The sequence below is a fragment of the Clostridium sp. AM27-31LB genome, assembly GCF_003480745.1.
GTDB lineage: Bacteria > Bacillota > Clostridia > Lachnospirales > Lachnospiraceae > Butyribacter > Butyribacter intestini.
In genome coordinates, this window is sequence record NZ_QUJS01000016.1 from 1 (window position 1) to 26,526 (window position 26,526).

Consider the following 26,526-nt stretch of genomic DNA (forward strand, 5'->3'; position numbering starts at 1 on the left):
ACGGCAGCTTTAGCATCATTTCCATACGGCATCATAAACTCTGCCGTATCTATCTTTTGAAGTTTCTCAGGTTTTATTATCTGTGCTCCGCCATACACATAAAAATTAAAAGCATCTGCTATTATGTTTTTGTGCGACATATATTGTTTTGTTGCTATATCAATTTTCCCCATACATTATTCTTCCTTTCATTATATTTTGTTTATTTTAAAAAGGCAATATTTAAAGTTACTTTCTAAACTGGTTTAATCATATCAGACAATTTAATTTTTTAATATGTGCATTTTGCAAAAAATATTGTATAGGTTTTATTGCAATACATATAATTGTATAATAATAAATTTTATGTTTTCTTATGCAATATGCATTATTTTCTCTGATTTTTTTGTAGAAATATGACAAAAAAATCGGCACTTAACTACTGTAAATGCCGATTTTATCGTTGTTTGATTTACTTCTTATTTATGCTTGTTTTACAATCCTACTCAACATCGTCATCATCATCGTCATCATACATACTGGGATTGTATGCTTTAAAAAACTCCTTTACGGATTTATATTCTGTTCCTTTCCATGTAATACTTGTCAGATTGTCACATTCATTGAAAGCAGCATCATTTACCTTTACATCATCTGGGATATTGAGCTTTGTAAGTGTCTTTAAATCAGTAAATGCCATAAATCCTATTATCTTTGCACTGTCAGGTATAACGGTTGTCTTGCATCCATATACAAGTTCATACGGCTGACTAGCCTCACCATAATTAGCAAAATCATAAAGACTGTCAAATGGTATTTCCTGCTTTGTTATTATCGCATTACTGCCATCACTGTAATAGTATTCATTTGCCGCATCAACCGTTATCTTTTCTAAAGCATCACAGCCTGCAAATGTTCTGATACCTATTTTTGAAACAGTATCAGATATGTTTATTTCTTTTAATGCCGTACATTCCTCAAATGCCATATCTCCTATTCTTGTAACTCCTGACGGAATATTTATCTTTTCAACATCCATTCCATAAAATGCGTAATCAGCTATCTTTTTAACACTATCAGGAATGACAGTATTTTTACAACCTGCAATAAGTTCATTTGCGTCATGTCTTTCCATTTCTTCACTGCTACTAATCTTTTGTTTAGTTATTATTGCATTTACACCATCACCACAATAAAAATATTCATTATTTTCATCAACTGTTATTTTTTCAAGAGAGTCTTCTATAAATGCACCTGTTCCAATCTGCTTAACACTCGCAGGTATATTTATTTCTTTTAAAAGTGTACACTCCTCAAATGCAGCAATATTAATACTTTCTACTCCCTCAGGAATAGTAATCTCAGCTAACTTTCCACATTTAAAGAAGGCTTCCTTACCTATGGTTTTTAAATCACCTGAAAGTGTTACTTCACTAAGATTTGAACAATAACTGAAACAGCCCTCACCAATGCTGGTAACTCCTGTCAAATCTATCTTTTCTAATCCCGTGCAGCCCGAAAATATATAGGCTCCTAATTTACCTTTAGGGAAATTAAACTCTTTTAAACTTACACAACCGGAAAAAGCAGATCCACCTATAGTATATTCCTCTGCTTCTATCATTATATTTTTTAGTTTCTCACATCCACTAAACATACCAGGTGCAATATAAGTTATTCCGGTCGGAATCGTAACTTCTTCCAAGCTTGTACATCCGGAAAATATGTCTGTAGTATATTTATCAAATTTGACACTTGACGATAAATTAATTTTTGTCAAGCTTGCACAACCCTGAAATGCGTAACTTTGAATTTTAGTGAGCGTGTCCGGAATATTTATCTCCGTTAATCCGGTCTCCAAAAAGGCTTCTTCACCTATACTTTCTACATCTTCACCTATCGTAACTTCTTTTAATGATGAACAGCCTCCAAAAACGCCATCGCCAATAGCTTTTTTTCCTTTAGGAATATTTATTTTTTCAAGACTCTCACAATTTTCAAATGTATAATCCCCTAAAAAACCTGTTCCCTCTTTAAGTTCAACATCTTTTAGTTTCTTGCAGCCGGAAAATGTACTATATCCTATTTCAGTATTTCCGGGAATTGAAATTTTTGTCAACTTATTACATCCAAAGAAAGCATAGTCTCCAATACTTGTAATACTATCTGGCAATATCACTTTTTCAATATCCGCTCCATAGAATGCATCTTTTGAAACAGAATTCATAGAGTCTTTAAATACCGTGTTCTTGCATCCTGCCACAATAGTATTACTTTCGGTTTCTACTATCGCATTACAGTTATCCCTGCTGTCATAGTATGGATTATCGGCATCTACCGTTATCTTACTCAGATTAGTGCATCCGGCAAGCACTCTATTTCCAATGCTTTCAACACTTTTTGGAATTGTTACACTTACCATATTTGTGCAATCCTCGAGTGCTCCATAACTAAGCTTTTTTATATCGTCCTCAACGACAACATTGTATGGTTCATTATAATTCTTAAAATCATTTAAATTATCACCATCATAATAGAATGTCTCAATCTCACCTGGTTTGCGTGTCGGTTTTGGTGTCGGTTTTGGCTCGTCCCAATCGTCATCATCGTCATAATCCGGTGTTGTTGTCGGTGTTACTGTCGGTGCAAGTGTTACCTTAGGCTCCGTCTTATTAGTCGGTGCCACTGTCGGTGCAGCCGTAACTACAGGTGCCACTGTCGGTGTTTCCGTAACCGTAGGTGCACTCGTAGCTGTCGGTGTGTTTGTCACCTTTGGTGTTTCAGTCACGGACGGTTTTACCGTAACATCTGAGGAAGCTGTCGGCTTTGTTGTCGCCGTAGGTTTTGCCGTTGCAACAGGCTTCTTTGTTGTTACCGGTTTTTTCGTTGTTGCCGGCTTCTTTGTCGTTTTCTTTGCCGCAACGGTTATTTTACAACTGTACTTTTTCTTTCCGATAACTGCCTGTACCTTTGCCGAACCCTTTTTTAAACCTTTTACGGTGCAGCCTGTCTTACTCTTTTTAGTTATCTTTACATATTTTTTTCCTTTTGAAACTTTCCATTTAACACTCTTTTTGTTGTTTTTAAGTTTTACCCTTACGGTCTTTCCCACCGTAACTTTTGCACTTTTTGCAATACTTGTTTTTTTTGCCGCAAGTGCAAATGTGCCAATATGCACACTTGAGATTATAAGCGATGCTGTCACAATACCCGTAAGACACCGCTTAATTTCATTTTTTGTCCTTTTCTTCATAATAATCCTCACTTCTGCACACTTTTTTGCATATCAGGTTTGTGTCAGGTGTACACATACACAAATCTTGTGTGTGAAAAATATTATTTTTCACACTATGGTCCCTCTTTTCTAAGATTTCCAAGAGTAATTTTGTTATATGGGATAAAAATATCTCTGCAACAAAAATATTCTTAACAAGCATATTTTAATCATAATATTTATATTTGTCAACTTTTTACATTCTAAAAAATATTCCTATCTGGCACACGGCGGCTGTTTCTTTTCTATTCTTAAGAAGCATATTGAAATGTGAGCACACATCTATAATATCTTTATAATTTGGCATTTTTGCCGCTTTTTACACATATAGGAGGTTTCATGAAAGCATTTTGGTATAACGAAAACAGAAAAAATATTATCGGTCTGGAAATAAGAAAACTGCGCCGCGAAAAGAAATTATCAACACGTGATCTTGCTGCAAAAATCCAGGTTAATGGTTATAACGATATAACTGAAAACACAATATCTAAGATAGAACACGGACGCCGTTTTGTTCCCGACTACGAAGTCAAGATTTTTGCAGATGCTTTAGACACGACGCCTAGCAAACTTCTTGAAATTTCACAAAAAAAATTATAATGTGAAAAAATCACTAGTGGTACTTCTTATGTAAATAACACCAAAAACAAAGCCCCACAGGAACTATCCCGTGGGGCTTTATGTTATCTTTTCAATATCTTTGCGTATAATTTCAACTTACTCTTTGGCACTTTTATCTTAGCTTTTTTATTCAGCTTTTTAAATGCACCTTTTCCTACTGTTTTTGAAGTGAGTTTCTTTGTTTTAACTGTGAGGTATTTTAGACCACTGCACCCGTAAAATGCATTTTTTCCTATTTTTTGTACTTTTGACGGAATACTTACCTTCTTAATCGGACAGAACAGTAACCTCACAGTCCGCTTCTGCATCTCCTAATTTAGCCGTTACCATTACCATTCCACTCTTATATGCTGTTATGTTTCCTGCAATATCAACTGACACAACATCATCATTGTCATACGACCATTTTACATTCTGCCCTGTTGTGTCAATATCAGAATATGCAATGCTTAACTTGTCCCTGTCTCCTGCATTTAAGCTTAACTTTGTCTTGTCAAACCGTATCTTACTCTTTTCTTTATATGACAGACTTGAAGGCAATGTGTAGCTTATCTTTCCCTCTGCTGTCTCATACGCAATAACAGACTGTCCCGATACATAACCGAGCGTGAGGTTTCTCACAACGCTTTTTCCGCTGAACACCGTTTTCACAATCCGGTTATTCGCTTTTCCTGATGCGACTTTTAAACCCGTCTGCATACCCTCACTCTCGTTTTCATTGTCCTGTACCACTGTCGCCGCTTTTGCACTTTTGCCATACTGATATTGCGGTGTCCCTGTAAACACCATGGCAGATGCAGCTATAATGGAAATCACACGCCATATTCGACAACAGAAAGTGAACCAAAAAGGTACACTAATAATCTTCACAAAACCCTCCCCGCAATCTCCTTCCCCGAAACCGTTCCGGCAAGTCCACCTACTCCGGTTTCTTTGAGCGACTCATCCATCTTGTCGCCTACATAAGCCATCGCATCTATAACCTCATCAACGGGAATCCTGCTTTTTATGCCAGCCGATGCCATCTGGGAGCTTGATACTGCATTTACCGCACCGACAACATTTCTTTTTACACATGGCACTTCAACAAGTCCTGCGACCGGGTCACAGGCAAGTCCTAAAAGATTTTTAAGTGCCATTGCCACGCTGTCTGCTATCTGCTGTTCATTGCCGCCCTGAAGATATGTGAGTGCTCCTGCTGCCATTGCACTTGCCGAGCCTATCTCCGCCTGACATCCTCCTCTCGCTCCGCTTATCGATGCTCTCCTAGCTATGACCTCTCCTATACCTGCCGCCACATAGAGAGCCTTTATTATCTTTTCATCTGCTTCTTTTTTTGCTTTTGTGTCTTTGTCCTTCTGTTCTGCATTATCAGTCGTTATGTTATTTGATTTATTATCTCCATAATCGGTAGTTATGTTGTTTTCTGCATTATCTTCCACATTTATATTTTGTAAAATCATCCTCTCATAGTAAGGCACGAGGATTGCAGGCATAACACCACACGCACCCGCTGTCGGGGCAGCTACTATCCTTTTCATACAGGCATTTGACTCTCCCATCTTAAGTGCCTCCGTGATAACTTTTCCCATAAAATCACCACAGAGACATTCGTGTGTCTTTATATATTCTTCCATCTTTTTGCCGTCACCGCCGCTTAGTCCGCTCGCTGATTTTATACTGCCGTCATATCCCTTAGCCGCCTGATACATTGCATCCCACAATTCTCTCATCTTTTGGGCAGACTCGTTCTCATCCACATTCCTGTCTGACATATCATCCTCAAGGATAACTCTCCAAAATTCCCTGCCATCACTCTCACACTTATCTAATATCTCTTTTATCGAACCAAACATATCTCTCCTCCTCGCACTCAATTAATTTGCATTTTTTATTATCATTTCCTCTGTAAAGATAAATCTTTTCTCAACCATTTTCACATATATAGTTATTCCATAATATTTACATAAGTAACCTTTATCACACCCTCAAGATGTTCAAGCCATTTAATAGACTCTTCCGGTATCTGCTGGTCTGTCTCTAGCACCATAACCGCATAACCTCCTCTTTTATCCCTGAAAAGCTGCATTGTCGCAATGTTTACACACTTATGTGAAAGCATTGATGTTACCTCAGCGACATGACCCGGCTGGTCTATGTTGTGAACGATAAGTGTCGGTTTTTCCGCTGAAAAGTTTACATCTATACCGTCTATCTTATTTACCATTATCCTTCCACCGCCGAGTGATGATGCCTGAACGCTTAATTTTCGGTCATTTTTTCCGACCATTTCTATAAGTGCAGTGTTCGGGTGTGCATTTCTTATGTCCGCATTGTAAAATTCAAACTCTATGCCTGCCGCCTTAGCAAGTTCAAAACTTTCAGGTATCCGCATATCGTCAGGATGCATATCAAGTATGCCTGCGATAAGTGCCCTGTCTGTTCCATGACCTTTTCCCGTTTGTGCAAATGAACCGTAAAGTCCTATCTTTACTTTGCATGGCTCGTCCTTTAAAAGATGCCTTGCGACATAACCTATTCTTACTGCTCCCGCTGTGTGCGAGCTGCTCGGTCCGACCATGACAGGTCCTAATATATCAAATAAGTTCATTTTTCTCCTCCTTTTATTTTATAGATAACTACGAAACTGATATACTTTGTGTTAATTGCAATGATATCATCGCAATTTTATCAAGGTTTACGACAGTTTCGCAATTTTTTTATGAAAAAAGGAGCAAACATATATTGTATATGTTTACCCCTTTGTAAATCTTTTATGACTTTTTTAGTTGTTTACACCGTGATGTACTGCATCTGTGCTGGCTGTTATAGGCAGGAACACATATCCGTGCTTTTTGCCGTATTTTATCATTTTGTCCAATGCATTTATTGTCTTGTCATTTCCGTAGAAATCATGCATGAGTACGACATTCCCTCTACCTTTACAAAGCTCGCTGGTAACATTATGGAAAGTCTGCTGCGGATTTCTTGCTCCGCCTGCATCTTCGCTATCGACATTCCAGTCAAAGTAATGATAACCCCAGCCGTCAAGCTTCTTTGTAAGTCTTGTCATGATGCCTTTATTGTATCTGCTGACTGTATTTGAACTTCCACCCGGAAATCTTGATACGGTGCACCATACTCCAAATTTCTTAAAGAAAAGATTGCGGAGTTTGTCAAGGTTTCCTTTATAAACTTTTTCAGATTTGTATATCTCATAATATTTATGTTTATATCCGTGTAAAGCAAGTGTGTGTCCCTCGTCTATAACTCTCTTTGTAAGCTTAAAGTCATAGCTTGCAGGACGAAGTTCAAAGAATGTTGCTTTTACATGATTTTTCTTGAGGATATTTAATACTTTCGGTGTCGTGTAGCTGTTTGGACCATCATCAAATGTAAGATATACTATATTCTTTGGTCTTTTTTTAACTGTTATCTTTGATACATATGTCCTTTTGCCATCATTTCCTTTTATGATAACATTTCCTCGTTTTTTTGCAACTATTTTTCCTTCTTTGTTTATTGTTGCGATTTTTTTGTTTGTAGAACTCCACTTGACATTTTTAGCTTTTACCTTAGTGCTGAACTGTATATCTAAATGTTCACCGGTAAGCATTGTAAATTTAGGATAAACCATCCCATGTTTCGCTACCTTTATCTGATAATGGATGACTTCTTTATCACTTTTCATAGTAATGGTTGTTTTTCCACGCTTAACACCATGTACTACTCCATTTTTTGTGACTGTCGCAATTTTTTTATCTGCTGAACTAAACTCAGCATCTTTGACTTTGTCAGGCAGTGATTTTGCTTCACTAAGAACAAGTTTTACCGCCTCTTTTTTCTTTACGACATTTTCCTTTGCATTAACAGTTTCACCGCTTTTTTTTGCCTCATCCTTTTTTCCTCCACAGGCACTACAGCTTACTGCTGTTGCCAACAATACCCCAAATAAAATACCCTGAACATATTTTCTCTTCATTAGTCTCATTCCTCACTATCCCTATTTTTATTATCAGACTTATGCAAGACCAGCTATTGCCAAATGCTATAAAATCTGCTAAAACACAGATATTTATGTCATATTTTATCAATGCCATGCTTTTTATTGTCATATTTGACACTGTAAAAGCATAATCCACTACATTATACAATCGTAGTTTATGACATTGTAAAAGGGCAAACACATCTATGTTTGCCCTTACGGTTTTCACATAAGCAATATAATCATAACAAATTAAAAATATAAGTCAAGGAAAAAAGTATTGCTTTTTGATTAAGAAATTGTTACATTTGCCAGCGTGCCACCTTTGCCTTGTCTGCCTCCATCTGGTTTTTCAGTTCGTCAAGTCCCGGAAATTTCTTTTCCGGTCTTATACGCTCATAAAATTCAACCATTATCTTTTTTCCGTATATATCCCTGTCAAAATCAAGCAGGCAGGTTTCCACACCTATGTCATATCTGCCGATAGTAGGTTTTCTTCCTATGTTTGTCACGCCTTTATAGACCATGTCATCACCTTCAATCATTACCTTTGACGCATATACTCCTGACGGCAGGAGCAGTTTTGATTTTTCCGGTATAATATTTGCTGTCGGCATATTCATTGTTCTTCCGAGTGCATTGCCATGAATAACAGTTCCCTCTATAAAATAACTGCGTCCGAGAAGTTCGTTTGCACGCGCCACATCTCCGTCCTCAAGTTTTTTTCTGACAAGCGTGCTGCTTATTATCTCATTGTCAGACTCAAGCTTATGAAATATCTTTATGTCATAATCGTATATAGAAGCATATTTTTTTAACATTCCGACATTGCCCTCACGTTTTCTTCCAAAACGAAAATCTTCACCGACACATATATATTTCACATCAAGTTTTTCTACAAGAAATTTTTCTATAAACTCCTCAGGAGCCATGTTTTTTGTGTGCTCATTAAATGGAAATATAACCTCTCTTGCAATTCCTATTTCCTCTAATACTTTGTTTTTTTCATCCTGTGAATATATATATTTCTGAGGTGTATCTGACATTTCAAATGTAAATACGGTCGGCACAAGATCTTTCCTCTCTGATATTCCGTTAAGCAAAAGGCGGTGACCTCTGTGCACACCGTCAAACTTTCCAAGTGATACCGCACTGTTTTTTACTTTTATATCCAAACCTTTTAGGATTTCCATTTTTCTTCTGCCTCCTTGAAAACTAAAACATTTTAAACACTTTAAAATCATTTTCATTTTTCTGATATACTGCCTTAAAATTGTTATTTTCATCGTAGACAAGTATTTTTTCATCCTGTTTTATCCCGGATACATCCTGCTTAAAATCTTTTGCCTTTAAAGTATTTCCATTTTGCAAATACCTTATCCCGTCACCTGCCACATTTACCTTAGAATAATCAAATAGCGAGTCAACGCTATAAACTTTCTCCCTGAATATCTCAGGCTTTTCTTTTGACAGAATTTCTATGTCATTCAATGTAAGTGCATCTTCTATCTTAAAAACTGACACTCTTGTCCTCATAAGTTTTTCCATTGTGGCACAGACACCTAGTTTCTTCCCTATATCGTGACAGAGTGTTCGTATATATGTTCCCTTTGAACAGGTAACATCCATTGTAAATATTTTTTCTTCGAGATTTATATCAACAATGTCTATCTCTGATATTGTTATCTTTCTCGGTTTTCTCTCAACGGTCTTTCCCTCTCTCGCAAGTTCATACAGCTTTTTGCCATTGATTTTTAAAGCCGAATACATAGGCGGTATCTGCTCCGTCTCACCGACAAAAGAATTTACACAATCTCTTAACTGCTCCTCAGTAATCATATCAGTATCACATTCATTTAAAACTGTTCCTGTCATGTCCTGTGTGTCAGTCTCAACTCCGAGCCTGCACACTGCTCTGTATGATTTATCTTTGTCCGTAAGCAGTTCGCAGACCTTTGTTGCCTTACCGCAGCATACCGGAAGCACACCTGTTGCCTCCGGGTCAAGTGTGCCTGTATGACCTATCTTTTTCTGTCTTAATATCCCCCTGAGTTTTGCAACAACATCATGAGAAGTAAAACCTGCTTCTTTATATACATTAATTATTCCGTCCAAATTCCGCTTTCCATCCTTTATATTTTTATAACTGCTATTATCATCTCTCATAAACAGTCTCTTTATTTATTGAACATCTGACTTTCAATATGACCTGTTATATTGTTTACAACATCATGTGCAGAGCCACGCATTGTAAAGCCTGCCGCTTTTACATGACCGCCGCCGCCAAAAAATGATGCTATCTTACTTACATCTATATAATTGTTTGACCTTAAACTTACTTTGTATTCCTGGTCGCCTATCTCGTGTAAAAGTATTGCAACTTCAACACCCTGTGTTATACGAAGCTGGTCAATTATTCCCTCTATATCCTCTGTTTTAGCTTCATAAAACTCCATCATTCTTCTAGTGATAGTCGCCACTATACACTTTCCATCCATAACACGCATACTCGCAAGAAGCGTTCTTCCAAGAAGCTGTGTCTGTGTATAAGTCCTCTGGAGAAAACACTCATCAATATATTTCCAAAAAGGAATACCTGTTTCTATAAGTTTGCCGGCTATCTCCATCGTCTTTTTTGATGTATTTGAATACCTGAACACCCCCGTGTCAAATATTATTCCTATGTATAAAGCTCTCGCAATCTCAAATTCCAGCTTTTTGTCATTTTCAAGCGACAAAATAGCATCTGTAATATTTGCCTTATTTAGTGAATTTGAGAACTTTTCATCCTCAGACATAAGACAATACAACACTTCACAGGTTGAACTTGCATCCGCTTCAACGATATTTACTCCCGCATAGCATCTGTTGCTTATATGATGGTCTATGCACATTGTACTTTTGGCATTATAAAATGCTTTCTGTGCATCACCAAGTCTGTCGGGCGAGCTGCAGTCAAGTGCTATAAAAAGGTCAAATTTATCCTGCGGCACACTGTTTGAGAATATATCTTTCTTATCATCCATAAACTGAAATACTTCCGGAACAGTTTCTATATAAACACATACATTTTTTTCAGGATAAAATCTTTTAATATATCTCTGTAATGCAACGCACGCACCGATACAGTCACCGTCAGGTCTTACATGACCTGCTATTATTATCTTTTTCGCTTCGTCAATAGCCTTATTTAATTCATTCATTTGTCATATCCCCTTTTCTTCCCGATTTGCAAAAAAGAGCAAAACCAACGTTTTGCTCTTTTTACGCCCTCATATCAGAGCAAAAACTTAAAATTATTTTTCATTTTCAGACTCTTTTTCTATGAGTTCATCAATTTTCTTTGACATATTTACACCGTATTCAATAGAATCATCTATAAAAAATGTAAGCTCCGGCGTGTTGCGAAGGTTTAATGATTTGGCAAGGAGCGAACGTATATGTGATGCGGCACTTGCAAGCCCTTTTTTTGTTTTCTCCTTATCTTCATCATTTCCCAGAACACTCACAAAAACCTTTGCAAATTTCAGATCCGGTGTCACATCCACTGACACAACAGATGTCATAGGATGTATTCTCGGGTCTTTGATGTCTCTTGAAATAATCTTACTTAGCTCTCTTTGAACTTCTCCATTCATACGAGAATATTTTATACTGTTTTTTCTCATATAAATCATCCCCCTATTCTTTTTTTAATGTACTCTCAAAATTCTTCGTTCAGAAGATTCTGAGAGTACATTTATATTGTATGAAACATAAACATTGCTGTCAAATCATAGGTATTGCCTTATAACAATCTCTTAGCTTCTAGGAACTTCCACCATGATATATGCTTCTACCTGGTCCTCTACCTTGATATCGTTAAATCCTTCAAATACAAGACCACATTCATATCCGGCAGCAACTTCTTTAACATCATCTTTAAATCTCTTAAGCGATGCAAGCTCACCCTCGAATATCTGCTCGCCCTCACGGCTTATTCTTACCTTACAATTTCTCTCAATCTTTCCGTCAAGTACATAAGAACCTGCGATCATTCCGACACCTGATGCCTTGAATGTCTGTCTTACTTCTGCATGACCGATTACTTTTTCCTCATATTCAGGATCAAGCATACCCTTCATTGCTGCCTCGATGTCTTCGATAGCATTATAGATTACCCTGTAAAGTCTTACATCTACTTTTTCTCTGTCTGCTATCTCTTTTGCTGTATTGTCAGGTCTTACATTAAATCCGATGATTATCGCATTTGACGCACTTGCAAGAGATACATCCGACTCATTGATAGCTCCAACTGCCCCGTGGATTATCCTTACGGCAACCTCATCATTGCTGAGTTTAAGAAGACTCTGTTTAACTGCTTCAACTGAACCCTGCACATCAGCCTTAACGATAAGGTTAAGCTCTTTGATATTTCCTGCCTGTATCTGAGAGAACAATCCGTCAAGTGTAAGTTTTGACTTGGTATCATCAAGTAGTTTTTCTCTTCCCTGTTCAATATATACCTCGGCAATGTTTCTTGCTTCTTTATCGCTGTCTGTCGCCATAAATATCTCGCCTGCATCAGGAACATCATGAAGTCCCAATATCTCAACAGGTGTTGATGGAAGTGCAGTCTTAACTCTCTTACCCTGGTCATCCATCATGGCTCTTATCTTACCATATGCAGCACCAACTGCGATATTGTCTCCGACATGGAGTGTACCCTTCTGGACAAGTACAGTTGCAACAGGTCCGCGTCCTTTATCAAGCTGTGCCTCGATAACGACACCTCTTGCTTTTCTGTTTGGATTTGCCTTAAGCTCAAGCACTTCGGCAGTAAGGATTATCATTTCAAGAAGCTGGTCGATACCCTCTTTTGTGTGGGCTGAAACAGGTACGAATACCGTATCGCCACCCCAGTCCTCTGCGATAAGACCATGCTCTGTAAGCTCCTGCTTAACTCTCTCGATATTTGCACTAGGCTTATCAATCTTGTTTACTGCAACGATTATTTCTACACCTGCTGCCTTAGCATGGCTGATAGCCTCTATAGTCTGTGGCATAACACCATCATCAGCCGCTACTACAAGTATAGCTATATCTGTTGACTGTGCACCACGCATACGCATTGAAGTAAATGCTTCATGTCCCGGTGTATCGAGGAATGTTATCTTCTCACCGTTTATCTCTGTCACATAGGCACCGATATGCTGTGTGATTCCGCCTGCTTCTCTTGATGTTACACTTGTTTCCCTGATTGCATCAAGAAGTGATGTTTTACCGTGGTCTACATGACCCATTACACATACTACAGGAGGACGCTTAACCATAAGGCTCTCGTCTTCTTCATCTTCTTTAAGTATCTCTGCTATCTTGTCAACCTTTTCTTCCATCTCAGCGATACAGTTATACTCAAGAGCGATTTCCTCTGCCTCCTCAAATGTTATCTCGTGGTTGAGTGTTACCACCTGACCGCGCATGAAAAGATTTTTGATAACAGTTGACGGTGTTACTTTCATTATATCTGAAAGTTCTTTGATAGTCATCTTTTCAGGAAGTGTAATAGTACGGATTCCATCTTCCGGCTCCTGTGGCTTTGCTATAGGTTCAGGCTTGATGAAAGCACCCTTACGATTTGGATCCTTTTTCTTCTTTCTGCCCTGCGTAAACATCTCTTCATCATCCATATCTCTGTCACGCTCTCTGCCATGTCTTTGTTTTGCACTTCTTGAATCCTTGTTTGCTCTCTGCTGTCTTGACTGCTTAACCTCAGATTTCATCGAATCCATAGGCATTGCAGGACCTCTTGAAAATCCGCCGCCGTTTCCGTTTCTATTTCTGTTGTCTCTGTTTCCACCGTTTCTGTTGTCACGATTTCCATTTCTGTTGTCTCTGTTTCCACCGTTTCTGTTGTCGCGGTTTCCGTTTCTGTTATCTCGGTTTCCACCGTTTCTGTTGTCGCGGTTTCCGTTTCTGTTGTCTCTGTTTCCACTGTTCCTGTTGTCACGGTTTCCGTTTCTGTTATCTCGGTTTCCACCGTTTCTGTTGTCACGGTTTCCGTTTCTGTTATCTCGGTTTCCACCGTTTCTGTTGTCGCGGTCATCTCTGTTTCCACCGTTTCTATTGTCACGGTCATCCCTGTTTCCACCGTTTCTGTTATCACGGTCATCTCTGTTTCCACCGTTTCTGTTATCACGATTTCCGTTATTTCTGTTCTCTTTGTTGTCTCTCTTTGTTTCTTTCTTAGTTTCCTGAGACTTTATTTCCTTTTCTGTTTCTGCTTCTTTCTTAGTTATATCTTTCTTTTCTTCAGCTTTCACAGTTTCCTCTTTTCCCTTTTTCTCTGTTTCCTTTGTCTCTTTTTCCGGCTTTGTCTCCTCAGCTTTTTCAATCTTCTTTTCAGTTTCAACAGCCGTCTTTTCTTTTATTTCTTCCTTTTCTGCCTTAGCTTCTTTTACTTCCTCTTTGACCTCAGCTTTTTTTACCTCTTTAGTCTCTTTCTCAGGCTCAGCTTTCTTTGCTGCTTTTGTTTCTTCCTTAACAGCCTTAGCCTCATCAGCTTTTTTTGAAGTTTCTGCTTTTGCTTCAGCTTTCTTTGGCTGTTCTTTTTTCTTTGCACTTTCTTTCTTTTTAGAATCTGATAAATGCTCTTTTGCGTGTTTTAACAAAAATCCTATAGCATCATCCTCTATAACACTCTGAGAGCCTTTAACCTCAAATCCGTTTTCCTGCAATAATGTAACAACATCTTTATTCTGTAAATTCGGAAACTGTCGCTGCATACTGCTGACAATTTCGTATATCTTCATTTTAGCCATATATTACCAAAACCTCCTAGTCTATATCCATTTTTTTCATAATTGCCTGTGCCAGACCACTATCAGTCACCGCCAGAGATGCCCGAAATGTTTTACCTGTTGCTTTTCCGAGTTCATCTTTCGTCCAACATTCTTTAATCGGCACATGATAAAACTCACACATATTTCTGAATTTTTTTTTGGTATTGTCAGATGCCTCCGCTGATACTATAACCAAAGATGCCATGCCTGACTTAACGGCATTTTCAGTCATAAATTCACCGCTTGCAATCTTTCCTGCTTTTGTCGCAAGACCTATCATACCAAGAGCCTTATCAACTTTCACCTTTAATCATCTCCTTTTCAAGTTCCTGATATATGTCCTTTGGAATCGGTGTCTTTAATGAGCGTTCTAAGGATTTTTTCTTAACCGCCTGCTTTAAACATTCAGTTGAATTACATATATATGCACCCCTGCCGTTTTTCTTTCCGGTAAAATCAACTGTTATCTCACCCTCCGGTGTTTTTATAACTCTAATAAGTTCTTTTTTGTCTTTTTTGTCGCCACAGCCTATACACTGACGTGTTGGCGTTTTCTTTCCGGCTAATGTATTACCCTTACCCAATTCTGACACCTCCTAAGTGTAACAATTATTCACATTTTATGTCTATCTTGTAACCTGTAAGTTTTGCTGCAAGTCTTGCATTCTGTCCCTCTTTGCCTATGGCAAGTGATAACTGATCCTGTGGAACAACGACGCTTGCAGTCTTTTCTTCCTCGTCTACATCAACAGATATGACCTTTGAAGGACTGAGTGCATTTTCTATAAGCACTGCCGGAGAATCACTCCAGTTGATAATATCTATCTTCTCACCACGAAGCTCCTCGACGATAGCATTAACTCTGCTTCCGTTTATACCTACACACGCTCCTATGGCATCTACATTAGGGTTGTCTGTTGAGACAGCCATCTTTGTACGCGAACCTGCTTCTCTTGCGATACTTCTTATCTCGACTGTTCCATCCTGTATCTCTGTTACTTCTTCTTCAAAAAGTCTCTTTACAAACTCAGGATGTGAACGCGAAACCGTAATCCTAGGCCCCTTTGTCGTATCCTTAACTTCAACGACATAAAGCTTGATATGTTCTGTCGGTTTGAAATGCTCGCCCTTGACCTGCTCACTCTCCATAAGGATGGCATCTACTTTTCCAAGATTTACACATATATTTTTTCCACTGTATCTCTGAACGATACCTGTGATAACCTCCCTCTCTTTTTCAAGATACTGAACATAGAGTACCTTTCTTTCTTCTTCCCTTATCTTCTGAACAACAACCTGCTTTGCTTTCTGTGCTGCAATTCTTCCGAAATTTTTAGGTGTGACCTCAACTTCAACGGTATCACCTATTTCAGTCTTGTCATGGACTAAGATTGCTTCCGTGATACCCATCTGTGTAGCTTCATCTTCAAGATCATCATCATCGACAACTTCTTTTATGGCAAATACCTTTACCTCACCCGTCTCTCTGTTGACATTTACCCTGATATTCTCTGATTTGCCAAACTGGTTTTTACAGGCAGCGAGAAGCGAATTTTCTATTGCTTCGAGAATAACTTCTTTACTTATCTGTTTTTCCTTTTCAATTATATCTAATGCCTCGATCAATTCAGACTTATCTGATTTTGTAGTTTTTTTAGCAGCCATTTTTGCCTCCTTATTCTTTATCATTTTAAAAATCTATTGTCAGTTTTACAGTTGAAATATCTTTTCTGTTTATAACATATTCGTTTGCAAAATCTGTTTCAAGAGTTATCGTGTCCTTGTCAAACTCTTTGAGCATACCTGTTATCTGCTTAACAGACATCTCTTTGCTGTTTCTTGGATTTGGAATCTTAACTGCTTTATAAAATTTCACATCCACATCTTCACCGATGCTTCTCTTAAAATCTTTTTCTTTCTTAAGCTGTCTTCCAAGTCCCGGTGAACTCACCTCAAGTATATATGCATCCGGAATGAAATCCTGTTCATCCATAATATCACTCCATGCACGGTTTACAAGTTCACAATCATCAAGCGTTATACCGCCCTCTTTGTCAACATAAGCACGCAGATACCAGTTTCCTGCCTCTTTTACATACTCTACATCGACCAGTTCAAAATTATTCTCTGTCATGATAGGTTCGAGAATTTTCTCTGTCCGTGTTTCATATTCTTCGCGTTTTGTCAAGCACATAACCTCTTTTCCACAAAATTAAAGAGTGGACTTGGCAGCCCACTCTAAGTATAATTACTTATTAACAATAAGATTTTATCACAAATTTCCATAATATGCAAGTGCTTTTTGGTCGATTTGCCTATATTTCTGGTATTTTTACATCAAAATGATATATTTTCCATATTTTAATCAAAGGACTGAATGCCATTTCTCAGATTTAAACAGCATAGCATTATCTCATACTTTGACATTTATTCCGACTGATATTCCTGCTGATATAACAATCCTCGTCTCAAAACCATTCTTGAACAAATTATCTTCCGCTGCCCTTGCATCAGCATACTTTTCATATCTGCCGTGGCATACACTGTAAAGTCGGCCGCTCTTTTCAACAAAACAGTCAAAGCCGAGTTTCTGGACATTTTTTGCAAGTTTGTCGGCATTTTCATAATGTCTGAACAGCCCCATCTGTACCGAAAATCTCTCAGAAACGCTGCTTAAATCAGCAGCAGTTCCACTATCTATTCTATTTTTTTCAGCTTTGAACCCGACAGCAGTTTCATCTTTTGCAGCAGTTTTATTTCTATTCAGTGCGATTGCCGTTTTGCTCTCTGACATCATTGAAACTCCCGTTCCTGCTGCCCCCGACACCGTTCTTACGATGGCATCCGCTATTCCTCCTGCTATCTCATCGTTTTTTTCGTCAAACAGCCTGTTATCCGCATCAGTATTTATAAATCCCGTTTCAATAAGCACCGCAGGCATCCTTGTTCCTCTGAGTACCGCAAGATTTGGTCTTTCGATTATACCAAGATCTTTAAATCCCACATTTACAAGTTCTTTATTTATATTTTGTGCCATAACAAGCGGTATTCCCTCTGCTGAATACACAAGCGTCTGAATGCCTGAATATGTATCAGGCATCGGGCTTGAATTTCTGTGAAATGATACAAAATAGTCGGCATCACTCCTGTTTGCTATACCTGCTTTCTGGTTTGGACTCTGGTAAATATCTTCCGTTCTCGTATAAATAACATTCACACCTCTGTCCTCAAGTTCCTGACCAACCTTGAGCGTCAGACTAAGATTGTCATCTTTTTCTTTTCTTCCGTTAAACATCGCTCCATTGTCAAAACCTCCGTGACCGGCATCAAGCATTACTGTAGCCAATTTTTCCACCTCAAAAACTTTTTGTATCTATTATATTCATGTATGGGTGATAATTGATAAAATTATTTTTTTAATATTCAAAATTTAAGGCAATAAACTTGACAAGAGCAGGAGAATACCTTCTCCCGCTCTTAATTTGCAAATTTTTTAATTCAATTTTTTCTTTTAAGCCATACTTTTTTGCATACTTTAAAATCTTAGTTTACACTTTAATTTTTCTTAAATTCAAGAAGCTCAAGCCCCTCATTATCCTCTAATACCATTCTTATCATCCACTCATTTACAAATAGCAATAAAGGATTTCCCTTCATGTCTTTTACGGCTTTAACATTGTTCATCCGCTTAAGTTTTGTCACATCTGTTGACGGGTCACCTACCCATCTGATGTATTCATAAGGAAGTGCTTCAAGGCGTATCTCACATCCGTATTCATTTTCAAGACGGTATTTAAGCACATCAAACTGAAGCACACCTACAACACCTACGATTATCTCTGACATTCCCGCCGAAAACTCCTGGAAAATCTGTATCGCACCCTCCTGTGCTATCTGGGTTATACCTTTTACAAACTGCTTACGCTTCATGGAATTAAGCTGTATAACCCTGCAGAAATGCTCCGGTGCAAATGTAGGTATTCCTTCATATTCATACTTATGTCCAGGCATCGTTATCGTATCACCGATAGAGAATATACCAGGGTCGAATACACCGATAACATCACCGGCATACGCTTCCTGTATGACCTGTCTGTCCTGTGCCATTATCTGCTGCGGCTGTGAAAGTTTGAGTTTTCTTCCACTCTGGACATGATAAACATCTTTATCTGCGTTGAACTTGCCTGAGCAGATACGCATAAATGCTATTCTGTCTCTGTGTGCCTTGTTCATATTTGCCTGTATCTTAAATACAAACGCTGAAAACGGCTCCGATACCGGGTCGATAAGCCCCCCATCTGACATTCGCGGAAGTGGTGATGATGTCATTTCAAGGAAATATTTAAGGAAAATTTCTATACCAAAAGTATTTAATGCAGAACCGAAAAATACAGGTGAGAGTTCTCCCTTGCTTACTTTCTCCATATCAAGCTCATCACTTGCACCGTCAAGAAGTTCAATCTCATCAACAAGCTGGTCATAGAGATTGTCCGGAACAATCTTTCGTAACTCGGGATCGTCAATCGCATAATCTGTTTCTGCCGCTGATTTTGCACCGCCTGTTGAAACAGCTTCAAAAGTCCTGACTGTCTTTGCTTTTCTGTCAAATATTCCTTTAAACTCCTTACCTGAACCGATAGGCCAGTTTATTGGGCAGGTTCTTATTCCGAGAACGGTTTCTATATCATCGAGAAGTTCAAACGAATCTTTTGCGTCTCTGTCCATCTTGTTTATAAATGTAAAGATAGGAATATGACGCATAACACATACCTTGAAAAGTTTTATCGTCTGTGCCTCAACACCCTTTGATGCATCAATAACCATCACGGCTGAATCTGCCGCCATAAGCGTTCTGTAAGTATCCTCCGAGAAATCCTGGTGTCCCGGTGTATCAAGGATATTTATGCAAAATCCATCATAATTAAACTGCATAACTGAAGAAGTAACAGAGATACCACGCTCTTTCTCAATCTCCATCCAATCCGATACGGCATATTTTGAATTTGCTTTTCCCTTAACCGAGCCTGCCGTATTTATGGCTCCTCCATAAAGAAGAAACTTCTCAGTAAGAGTTGTTTTACCTGCATCAGGATGAGAAATAATCGCAAAAGTTCGTCTTTTCTCAATTTCTGATTTTATATTATCAGCCATCATAACCTCTTTTCCACAAAAAATTACAGCTCACATATTTTATGTGTGAACCGTAATTTTTAATCATTTTTTATTTATCTGCTCTCTATAAGATGAACGCTTTTGCGTTCATCATTTCATAATCAAGCTTATATCTTTACATTGAAGTTTCGCTAGAAACTTCTAAGATGAACGCTTTTGCGTTCATCATTTCATCTGTTTTATATAAGCTTCATAACCTATCTTGCCAAGTTTCTCGTCTTTTGCAACTACCTGGTCTTTAAGTTCTTCCTTATAATTTGCAAGTTTCTCTCTAAGCTCCTTATCAGAGATAGAAAGCATCTTTGCTGCAAGAATAGCTGCATTTGCTGCTCCGTTTATAGCCACTGTCGCAACAGGTATTCCTGAAGGCATCTGTACAATCGAATAAAGCGAGTCAACTCCGCCAAGTGACTTCGTATGGATAGGAACTCCTATTACCGGAAGCGGGAACATTGCTGCACACATACCTGGAAGATGAGCTGCTCCACCTGCACCTGCTATGATAACCTCAATGCCTTTGCTCTCTGCACTCTTTGCATACTCGACAAATACATCCGGTTCTCTGTGTGCTGATATTACTTTCATCTCATAGTCAATACCAAACTTTTCAAGCATCGCTGCTGCCTTTGACATAACCGGTAAATCTGAATCGCTTCCCATTAAGATACTTACTTTAGCCATTTTGTATTTCCTCCATTGTTTAAAATATTATAATGCTGGGGGCAAAAGGTGCTCTGCCCTTAACTGATGCCACAAATTGCTCCATTGCTAAACAACTTGAGCAATCCTGTATATTTACAATCAAATCTGATTTCTGTCTGCTTTAAAGCAGAAACTCTGACAAAATATAATTACTTAAATCAATTCCTTTATCTGTCAGATAAATTCTATCACTATTATCATTTTCAGACAATAGGTTATTTTTTATAAATTTATCTATCACATCACCGTAAATTTCATCAATACTGTAATTAAACCTGTTCTTAAACTCCGTTTTTGACACACCGATGCACTTCCTAAGACCGACAAACATAAATTCTTCCATCTTTGCTTTTTCTGTCAGCTTCTCATAACTTTCAACTTTACTTTTTATTTCCGTATCAAAATCACAGCCAACCGTGGAAGTTTTCATCCTGTTTTTTCCATTTTCTTTGTCTGAAACTATCGCATCACAAGAAAATATATTCAATTCGTTTACTTTATCAGAACACATAACATCCTGATATTTCTTCATTTCTGGGAAGTTTGAAAATCTCGCTCCCTCAAAATATGATGAGGCACCAAGCCCTATACCGATATAATCGTCAAGATTCCAATAGACGAGATTATGCTTACATTCCCTGTCTTTTTTGCAATAGTTTGATATTTCATATCGGCGGTACCCGTTTTCTTCAAGGAATTTTTTTGTATAAGAATACATCTGCCTGTCTGTATCTTCATCAGCAATATCAAGAACACCATCCTCATACATCTTATAAAAGACCGTTCCCGGCTCGATTATAAGACTATATGAAGAAATATGTTCCGGCTTCAATGACACAACACGCTCAAGAGTTTTTCTGTAACTCTCGAAACTCTGCTTAGGAATGTCACTCATTAAATCTATATTTATATTATCGAAATCAGCACCCCTGAGCAGATGATAACTCTCAAGAAATTCCTCGTAGGTATGAATTCTCCCAAGAAGTTTAAGTTCCTTGTCAACTGTGCTCTGAAGTCCGAGACTCACCCTGTTCACACCCATCTTTTTGATTGCATTTATCTTTTCATTGTCAAGAGTTCCCGGATTTGCTTCTATCGTAAACTCTGCATTATCGTCAATATCAAACTGCCTTATAATATCTCCAAGCCGTTCAAGTTCCGATGCCGAAAGGCAGGTTGGCGTACCGCCGCCGACAAAAACAGTCTTAATCCTGTATCTGCCTGAAAGTTTATTTTTCCAAAAAATACTCTCCCTGTAAAGGGCATCAAGGTATTTTCTTTTCGTATCATCATCAGAACTAAACGAAAGAAAATCACAGTAATTACATTTTTTCACGCAAAACGGGATATGGACATATAACGCAATATCTTTTTGCATTTACAAATACCTACCCTTTTATCTTAGTTTTAGATACGATGTTTTACTCCTCATCAAGTTTCAATACACTCATAAATGCCTGCTGCGGGATTTCTACATTTCCAAACTGGCGCATCCTCTTTTTACCTTCTTTCTGTTTTTCAAGAAGTTTTCTCTTTCTGGAAATATCACCACCGTAACATTTGGCAAGTACATCTTTTCTCATTGCCCTTACTGTCTCTCTTGCTATTACTTTTCCTCCGACTGCCGCCTGAATAGGTATTTCAAAAAGCTGTCTCGGTATCTCATTTTTAAGTTTCTCACACATCTTTCTTCCACGCTCGTATGCCGTGTCTGCATGAAGTATAAATGAAAGTGCGTCTATTTCTTCTTTATTTATAAGAATATCAAGTTTTACAAGTTTTGACGGAACATATCCATTCATCTCATAATCAAGCGAAGCATATCCTCTTGAACGGGATTTGAGTGCATCAAAGAAATCGTAAATAATCTCATTGAGCGGCAAGTCATATTTAAGAAGTGCTCTCGACTCCTCCATGTATTCCATTCCAATATAAACTCCTCGTCTTTCCTGACAAAGTGTCATTATCGCACCTACAAACTCCTTAGTAACCATTATCTCTGCTGAAACCATAGGTTCTTCCATATGCTCTATTTCTGACGGGTCAGGAAGATTTGACGGATTTGTAACCTCTATCATTTCACCGTTTGTCTTGTAAACATGATAGATAACACCAGGTGCTGTCGTTACAAGGTCAAGATTGTACTCTCTCTCTAATCTCTCCTGAATTATCTCAAGATGCAAAAGACCAAGAAATCCGCATCTGAAACCAAAACCAAGTGCAATGGATGTCTCAGCTTCAAACTGTAGTGCCGCATCATTTAATTGAAGTTTTTCAAGTGCATCCCTAAGGTCAGGATATTTCGCACCATCAGCCGGATAAAGTCCGCAATAGACCATCGGCTGGACTTTTTTATATCCCGGAAGTGCCTCGTCACAAGGATTTTCTTCAAGCGTGACCGTGTCACCTACTCTTGTATCACTTACATTTTTAAGACTTGCCGTGATATAGCCTACCATACCTGCCGAAAGCTCATCAGACGGAATAAACTGACCCGCTCCAAAAATACCGACCTCGACAACATCTGCTTTTGCCCCTGTTGCCATCATTTTTATCTCGTCACCCTTTTTGACACAGCCGTCAAATATACGGCAGAATATGATAACACCCTTATAAGCATCATATAATGAGTCAAAAATAAGTGCCTTAAGCGGCTTGTCTACATCTCCTGACGGTGCAGGAATCTTCTTAACTATCTGCTCTAAAACTTCATCTATGTTTGTTCCCATCTTTGCGGAGATAAGAGGTGCATCCTCGGCATCAAGACCGATAACATCCTCTATCTCGCTCTTAACTCTCTCAGGCTCGGCACTAGGCAGGTCTATCTTATTTATGACAGGCATTATCTCTAGGTCATGGTCAAGTGCAAGATAGCAGTTTGCAAGTGTCTGTGCCTCTATACCCTGTGCCGCATCAACAATAAGTATGGCACCCTCGCAGGCAGCAAGGCTTCTTGAAACCTCATAGTTAAAATCCACATGACCCGGTGTGTCAATAAGATTAAATATATATTCCTCACCATCTTTTGCCTTATATACGATACGCACTGTCTGTGCCTTTATCGTGATACCACGCTCTCTCTCAAGCTCCATATTGTCAAGAACCTGTGCCTGCATCTCCCTGCTCGTAAGGAGTCCCGTCTTTTCAATGATACGGTCTGCAAGCGTAGATTTACCGTGGTCTATATGTGCTACGATACAAAAATTTCTGATATTGGACTGTTTAATTCTCTCCATTGTATTCCTCCGCTGTTTTTTTCCATTGTTTTTTATTGTATCACATACGACGGTTATCAGTCAAAACATTTAGGTTTCCGTAACAGTTCAGTCATAAAAAGATAAGCCTGTTACTACCGTCCGTCTATCAGCACCTCTTTGTCGCAGTTTAAAAAACAAACTGCAACAGATTTTGGCAATGCTTCGCATCCTAAATTGCCAAAATCCTCACACGAAACTTTTTCTTACGATATTTTCGGTTCCGAAAATATCTACCGTCCATCTATCAACACCTCTTTACCTCTAAACGCAAATCCATAGTGATGTATATTTTCTTCTTTTACACCTCTTTTTATAAGCTCTGCATTATAGTTTTTTTCTTCTATCTGCTTTAATGCTGCTGCGACTGTTTCTTCAAGTGAGTTTTCTTTTCTAGGATTTATCACTTTAAATTCTATTACGATGCCTGGCAGTTTTTCATTTGTTTTGTCTATTGGTTCAAGCATTATGTCATATCGACCGTAACCGCTTTCACGGTTTGAGGTAATGATGTAGTTTTCTGTCTGGTCTACTATAAGACCAAGTACAAATCCGTGAAAAAAGTTTTCCGGTGCTTTCCTTTCTGAATTATGTTTTCCTGAGTCAAATGAACTAAATGTATTCAATGCTACATCATTCATGTACTCATTCATGCTCTCTATATCACTACTTATGAGTGCTCTTATAAACTCATTTGTTTCATGCTTTGCGGGACTGAACCATCTGAGTATCATTTTTCTGAACATAAACAATATCTCACGGTTTGTCAATGCAAGTTCATATTCATTATCGCTTTCTCTTATCAGATTCAACTCTTCTGACGAAACAACTTTCAAATAGCCGCTCGCAAGCATAAGACTCCACACAGCATCTTCTGAATAATCAAGTTCAGAGAATACTATCTGTTCATCTATAACGACATTTATTTTTTCACCCCTGATAAGATTTTCTACCATTGTTTTTATATATGAGCTTCCTTTTTGAACAAGACTGTTTATTAGTCCATTTGAACTTGAGTCAGCCCAATACAATGCGATTTTCTTTTTATCCAGATAATTAATTATCGACCACGGATTATAAATATCACTTTTTTCTCCAAATTTAAAGCCATCATACCATGTTTTCACAATTTCTTTTTCATCTGGCAGCCCCTGTTCATCAAGGGCGTTAAACACCTCTTTTTCAGTAAATCCAAATGAAGTCTCATATTTTGGTGATAATGTCGTAACTACTTCAAGATTATTCAAATCAGAAAATATGCTTTCTTTCGATACCCTCGTTATACCTGTCATTATCGCTCTTTCGAGATATGGATTTGTCTTAAATGTCGCATTAAAAAGACTTCTTGTAAAAGCTACAAGTTCTTCCCAGTACCCGTTTACATAAGCCTCCTGCATAGGTGTGTCATACTCATCAAGAAGTATGATTACTTTTTTGCCATAATAACGGCTGAGATAGTGAGAAAGATTATTTAAAGCCTCTTGAGCTGTCTCATCATCCATCCCCACTCGAACAGATTTGTATTGCAGCCTTTCATTTTCATTATACAAATCACTTTTCATTATATAATCAAATACATTATATAAATTTATAAGCTCGTTTTTTATCTGTTTTACTGCACTCTTATAAGTATTCTGTTTTATCTTGGCAAAACTTAAAAACATCACCGGATATGTCCCTTGCAATTTGCGATATTTTTCATCATTCCATATTTCAAGACCCTCAAATAAATCCCCTCTATCCTTATATTTGTTCGAGAAAAAACATTCAAGCATACTCATGTTTAATGTTTTTCCAAAACGGCGTGGGCGTGTTATAAGTGTAACTGTATCGTCATTGTCCCACCATTCTCTTATAAAATTTGTCTTGTCTATATAAAAATTATCTTTTTCCCGTATTGACTCAAAACTCTGATTTCCTATACTTATAACCTTTGCCATATGCACCTCTCCTGTTTATATTTCAAATCAAACTCCGTATTTATCATCTATCTGCCGTCTATCAATACTTGTTACAGTTTAAAAAACATAAACTGTAACAGATTTTGGCAATGCTTCGCATCCTGAATTGCCAAAATCCTTACACGATACTTTTTTCTTACGCTATTTTCCGTTCCGAAAATATCTATCTGCCATCTATCAATACTTCTTTGCCTTTAAATGCAAAACCATAGTGATGTATATTTTCTTCTTTCACACCTCTTTTTATAAGCTCTGCATTATAGTTTTTTTCTTCTATCTGCTTTAATGCTGCTGCGACTGTTTCTTCAAGTGAGTTTTCTTTTCTAGGATTTATCACTTTAAATTCTATTACGATACCCGGATATTTTTCATTTGTTTTGTCTATCGGCTCTAGCATTATGTCATACCGTCCGTAGCCGCTTTCACGGTTTGATGTGATGATATAGTTTTCTGTCTGGTCTACCATAAGACCTAAGACAAAACCATGGAAAAATCTCTCAGGCTCCTCATCAGACGGAGTATTTCCTGTATCGAAATAGCTAATTGTTTTCAAAGTCACTTTATTCATGTATGCATTCATACTTTCTATATCTCCACTTATGAGTGCTCTTATAAACTCATTTGTTTCACGCTTTGCAGGACTAAACCATCTGAGTATCATTTTTCTAAACATAAATAATATTTCACGGTTTGTCAAAGCAAGTTCATATTCATTATCGCTTTCTCTTATCAGATTCAACTCTTCTGACGAAACAAC

22 protein-coding genes and 1 pseudogene are annotated in these 26,526 nt (G+C 37.9%); 1 reads left to right on the forward strand and 22 read right to left on the reverse strand.

The features are described from left to right. Positions 1-481: 481 nt before the first annotated feature. Positions 482-3,232, reverse strand: coding sequence for a leucine-rich repeat domain-containing protein (locus tag DW721_RS15565; protein WP_118746275.1), 2,751 nt, complete (start codon positions 3,230-3,232; stop codon positions 482-484). 360 nt (positions 3,233-3,592) lie between these two features. Between DW721_RS15565 and DW721_RS15570 the strand changes: the two genes are divergently transcribed. Next, complete coding sequence (locus DW721_RS15570) at positions 3,593-3,853, forward strand: helix-turn-helix transcriptional regulator (protein ID WP_118746276.1); 261 nt, start codon at positions 3,593-3,595, stop codon at positions 3,851-3,853. A gap of 83 nt (positions 3,854-3,936) precedes the next feature. On the opposite strand, the gene DW721_RS15575 is transcribed toward DW721_RS15570, so the two are convergent. From DW721_RS15575 to DW721_RS15675, 21 genes and pseudogenes are all read right to left on the reverse strand, one after another. Then, complete coding sequence (locus DW721_RS15575; protein WP_243036047.1) at positions 3,937-4,167, reverse strand: leucine-rich repeat protein; 231 nt, start codon at positions 4,165-4,167, stop codon at positions 3,937-3,939. Beyond that, a complete protein-coding gene (locus DW721_RS15580; protein ID WP_118746278.1) occupies positions 4,142-4,744 on the reverse strand; it encodes an Ig-like domain-containing protein in 603 nt (200 codons plus the stop codon). Before DW721_RS15580 ends, DW721_RS15575 begins: the two co-directional genes overlap by 26 nt. Further along, on the reverse strand, positions 4,741-5,730 hold the full coding sequence (locus tag DW721_RS15585) for an L-serine ammonia-lyase, iron-sulfur-dependent, subunit alpha (protein ID WP_118746279.1): 990 nt from the start codon (positions 5,728-5,730) through the stop codon (positions 4,741-4,743). The genes DW721_RS15580 and DW721_RS15585 overlap by 4 nt, the downstream gene beginning before the upstream one ends. A 92-nt stretch (positions 5,731-5,822) precedes the next feature. After that, positions 5,823-6,485, reverse strand: a complete 663-nt coding sequence (sdaAB, locus tag DW721_RS15590) for an L-serine ammonia-lyase, iron-sulfur-dependent subunit beta (RefSeq protein WP_022014352.1) — start codon at positions 6,483-6,485, stop codon at positions 5,823-5,825. Between the two features lie 174 nt (positions 6,486-6,659). Next, positions 6,660-7,856 carry a polysaccharide deacetylase family protein gene (locus DW721_RS15595; protein WP_182436365.1) on the reverse strand — a complete coding sequence of 399 codons (1,197 nt, stop codon included), beginning with the start codon at positions 7,854-7,856 and terminating at the stop codon, positions 6,660-6,662. 305 nt (positions 7,857-8,161) lie between these two features. Further along, the gene (locus DW721_RS15600; protein WP_182436366.1) at positions 8,162-9,052 is read right to left on the reverse strand and encodes a bifunctional riboflavin kinase/FAD synthetase; all 891 of its coding nucleotides are present in this window, start codon (positions 9,050-9,052) and stop codon (positions 8,162-8,164) included. Positions 9,053-9,074: 22 nt separating this feature from the next. Next, positions 9,075-10,025, reverse strand: coding sequence for a tRNA pseudouridine(55) synthase TruB (gene truB / locus DW721_RS15605; protein ID WP_118746282.1), 951 nt, complete (start codon positions 10,023-10,025; stop codon positions 9,075-9,077). An 11-nt stretch (positions 10,026-10,036) separates the two neighbouring features. After that, positions 10,037-11,062, reverse strand: a complete 1,026-nt coding sequence (locus tag DW721_RS15610) for a bifunctional oligoribonuclease/PAP phosphatase NrnA (RefSeq protein ID WP_022013954.1) — start codon at positions 11,060-11,062, stop codon at positions 10,037-10,039. A gap of 93 nt (positions 11,063-11,155) precedes the next feature. Beyond that, a complete protein-coding gene (gene rbfA, locus DW721_RS15615) occupies positions 11,156-11,527 on the reverse strand; it encodes a 30S ribosome-binding factor RbfA (RefSeq protein ID WP_022013955.1) in 372 nt (123 codons plus the stop codon). A 132-nt stretch (positions 11,528-11,659) separates the two neighbouring features. Continuing rightward, positions 11,660-14,650: a translation initiation factor IF-2 gene (gene infB, locus DW721_RS15620; RefSeq protein WP_347560407.1), complete on the reverse strand. Its 2,991-nt coding sequence runs from the start codon at positions 14,648-14,650 to the stop codon at positions 11,660-11,662. A gap of 25 nt (positions 14,651-14,675) precedes the next feature. After that, positions 14,676-14,984 (reverse strand): ribosomal L7Ae/L30e/S12e/Gadd45 family protein, encoded by a 309-nt coding sequence (locus DW721_RS15625; protein ID WP_022013957.1) that lies wholly within the window; start codon positions 14,982-14,984, stop codon positions 14,676-14,678. After that, a complete protein-coding gene (locus DW721_RS15630; protein WP_055942448.1) occupies positions 14,974-15,264 on the reverse strand; it encodes a YlxR family protein in 291 nt (96 codons plus the stop codon). Before DW721_RS15630 ends, DW721_RS15625 begins: the two co-directional genes overlap by 11 nt. A 28-nt stretch (positions 15,265-15,292) precedes the next feature. Beyond that, positions 15,293-16,345: pseudogene (gene nusA / locus DW721_RS15635) on the reverse strand (transcription termination factor NusA); the annotation flags it as partial. 25 nt (positions 16,346-16,370) lie between these two features. Continuing rightward, positions 16,371-16,868 (reverse strand): ribosome maturation factor RimP, encoded by a 498-nt coding sequence (gene rimP, locus DW721_RS15640; protein ID WP_118746284.1) that lies wholly within the window; start codon positions 16,866-16,868, stop codon positions 16,371-16,373. Between the two features lie 225 nt (positions 16,869-17,093). Next, positions 17,094-18,026 (reverse strand): N-acetylmuramoyl-L-alanine amidase, encoded by a 933-nt coding sequence (locus DW721_RS15645; protein ID WP_118746285.1) that lies wholly within the window; start codon positions 18,024-18,026, stop codon positions 17,094-17,096. Positions 18,027-18,235: 209 nt separating this feature from the next. After that, positions 18,236-19,831: a peptide chain release factor 3 gene (locus DW721_RS15650; RefSeq protein ID WP_118746286.1), complete on the reverse strand. Its 1,596-nt coding sequence runs from the start codon at positions 19,829-19,831 to the stop codon at positions 18,236-18,238. Between the two features lie 186 nt (positions 19,832-20,017). Then, on the reverse strand, positions 20,018-20,533 hold the full coding sequence (purE, locus tag DW721_RS15655) for a 5-(carboxyamino)imidazole ribonucleotide mutase (protein WP_022013963.1): 516 nt from the start codon (positions 20,531-20,533) through the stop codon (positions 20,018-20,020). 142 nt (positions 20,534-20,675) lie between these two features. Then, a complete protein-coding gene (gene hemW, locus DW721_RS15660) occupies positions 20,676-21,932 on the reverse strand; it encodes a radical SAM family heme chaperone HemW (protein ID WP_055942450.1) in 1,257 nt (418 codons plus the stop codon). Positions 21,933-21,975: 43 nt separating this feature from the next. Next, on the reverse strand, positions 21,976-23,790 hold the full coding sequence (gene lepA, locus DW721_RS15665; protein ID WP_022013965.1) for a translation elongation factor 4: 1,815 nt from the start codon (positions 23,788-23,790) through the stop codon (positions 21,976-21,978). A gap of 251 nt (positions 23,791-24,041) precedes the next feature. Then, complete coding sequence (locus DW721_RS15670) at positions 24,042-25,748, reverse strand: AAA family ATPase (protein ID WP_118746287.1); 1,707 nt, start codon at positions 25,746-25,748, stop codon at positions 24,042-24,044. A 184-nt stretch (positions 25,749-25,932) separates the two neighbouring features. Continuing rightward, a partial coding sequence (locus DW721_RS15675; protein WP_182436367.1) for a PD-(D/E)XK nuclease domain-containing protein occupies positions 25,933-26,526 on the reverse strand: 594 nt, incomplete at its 5' end.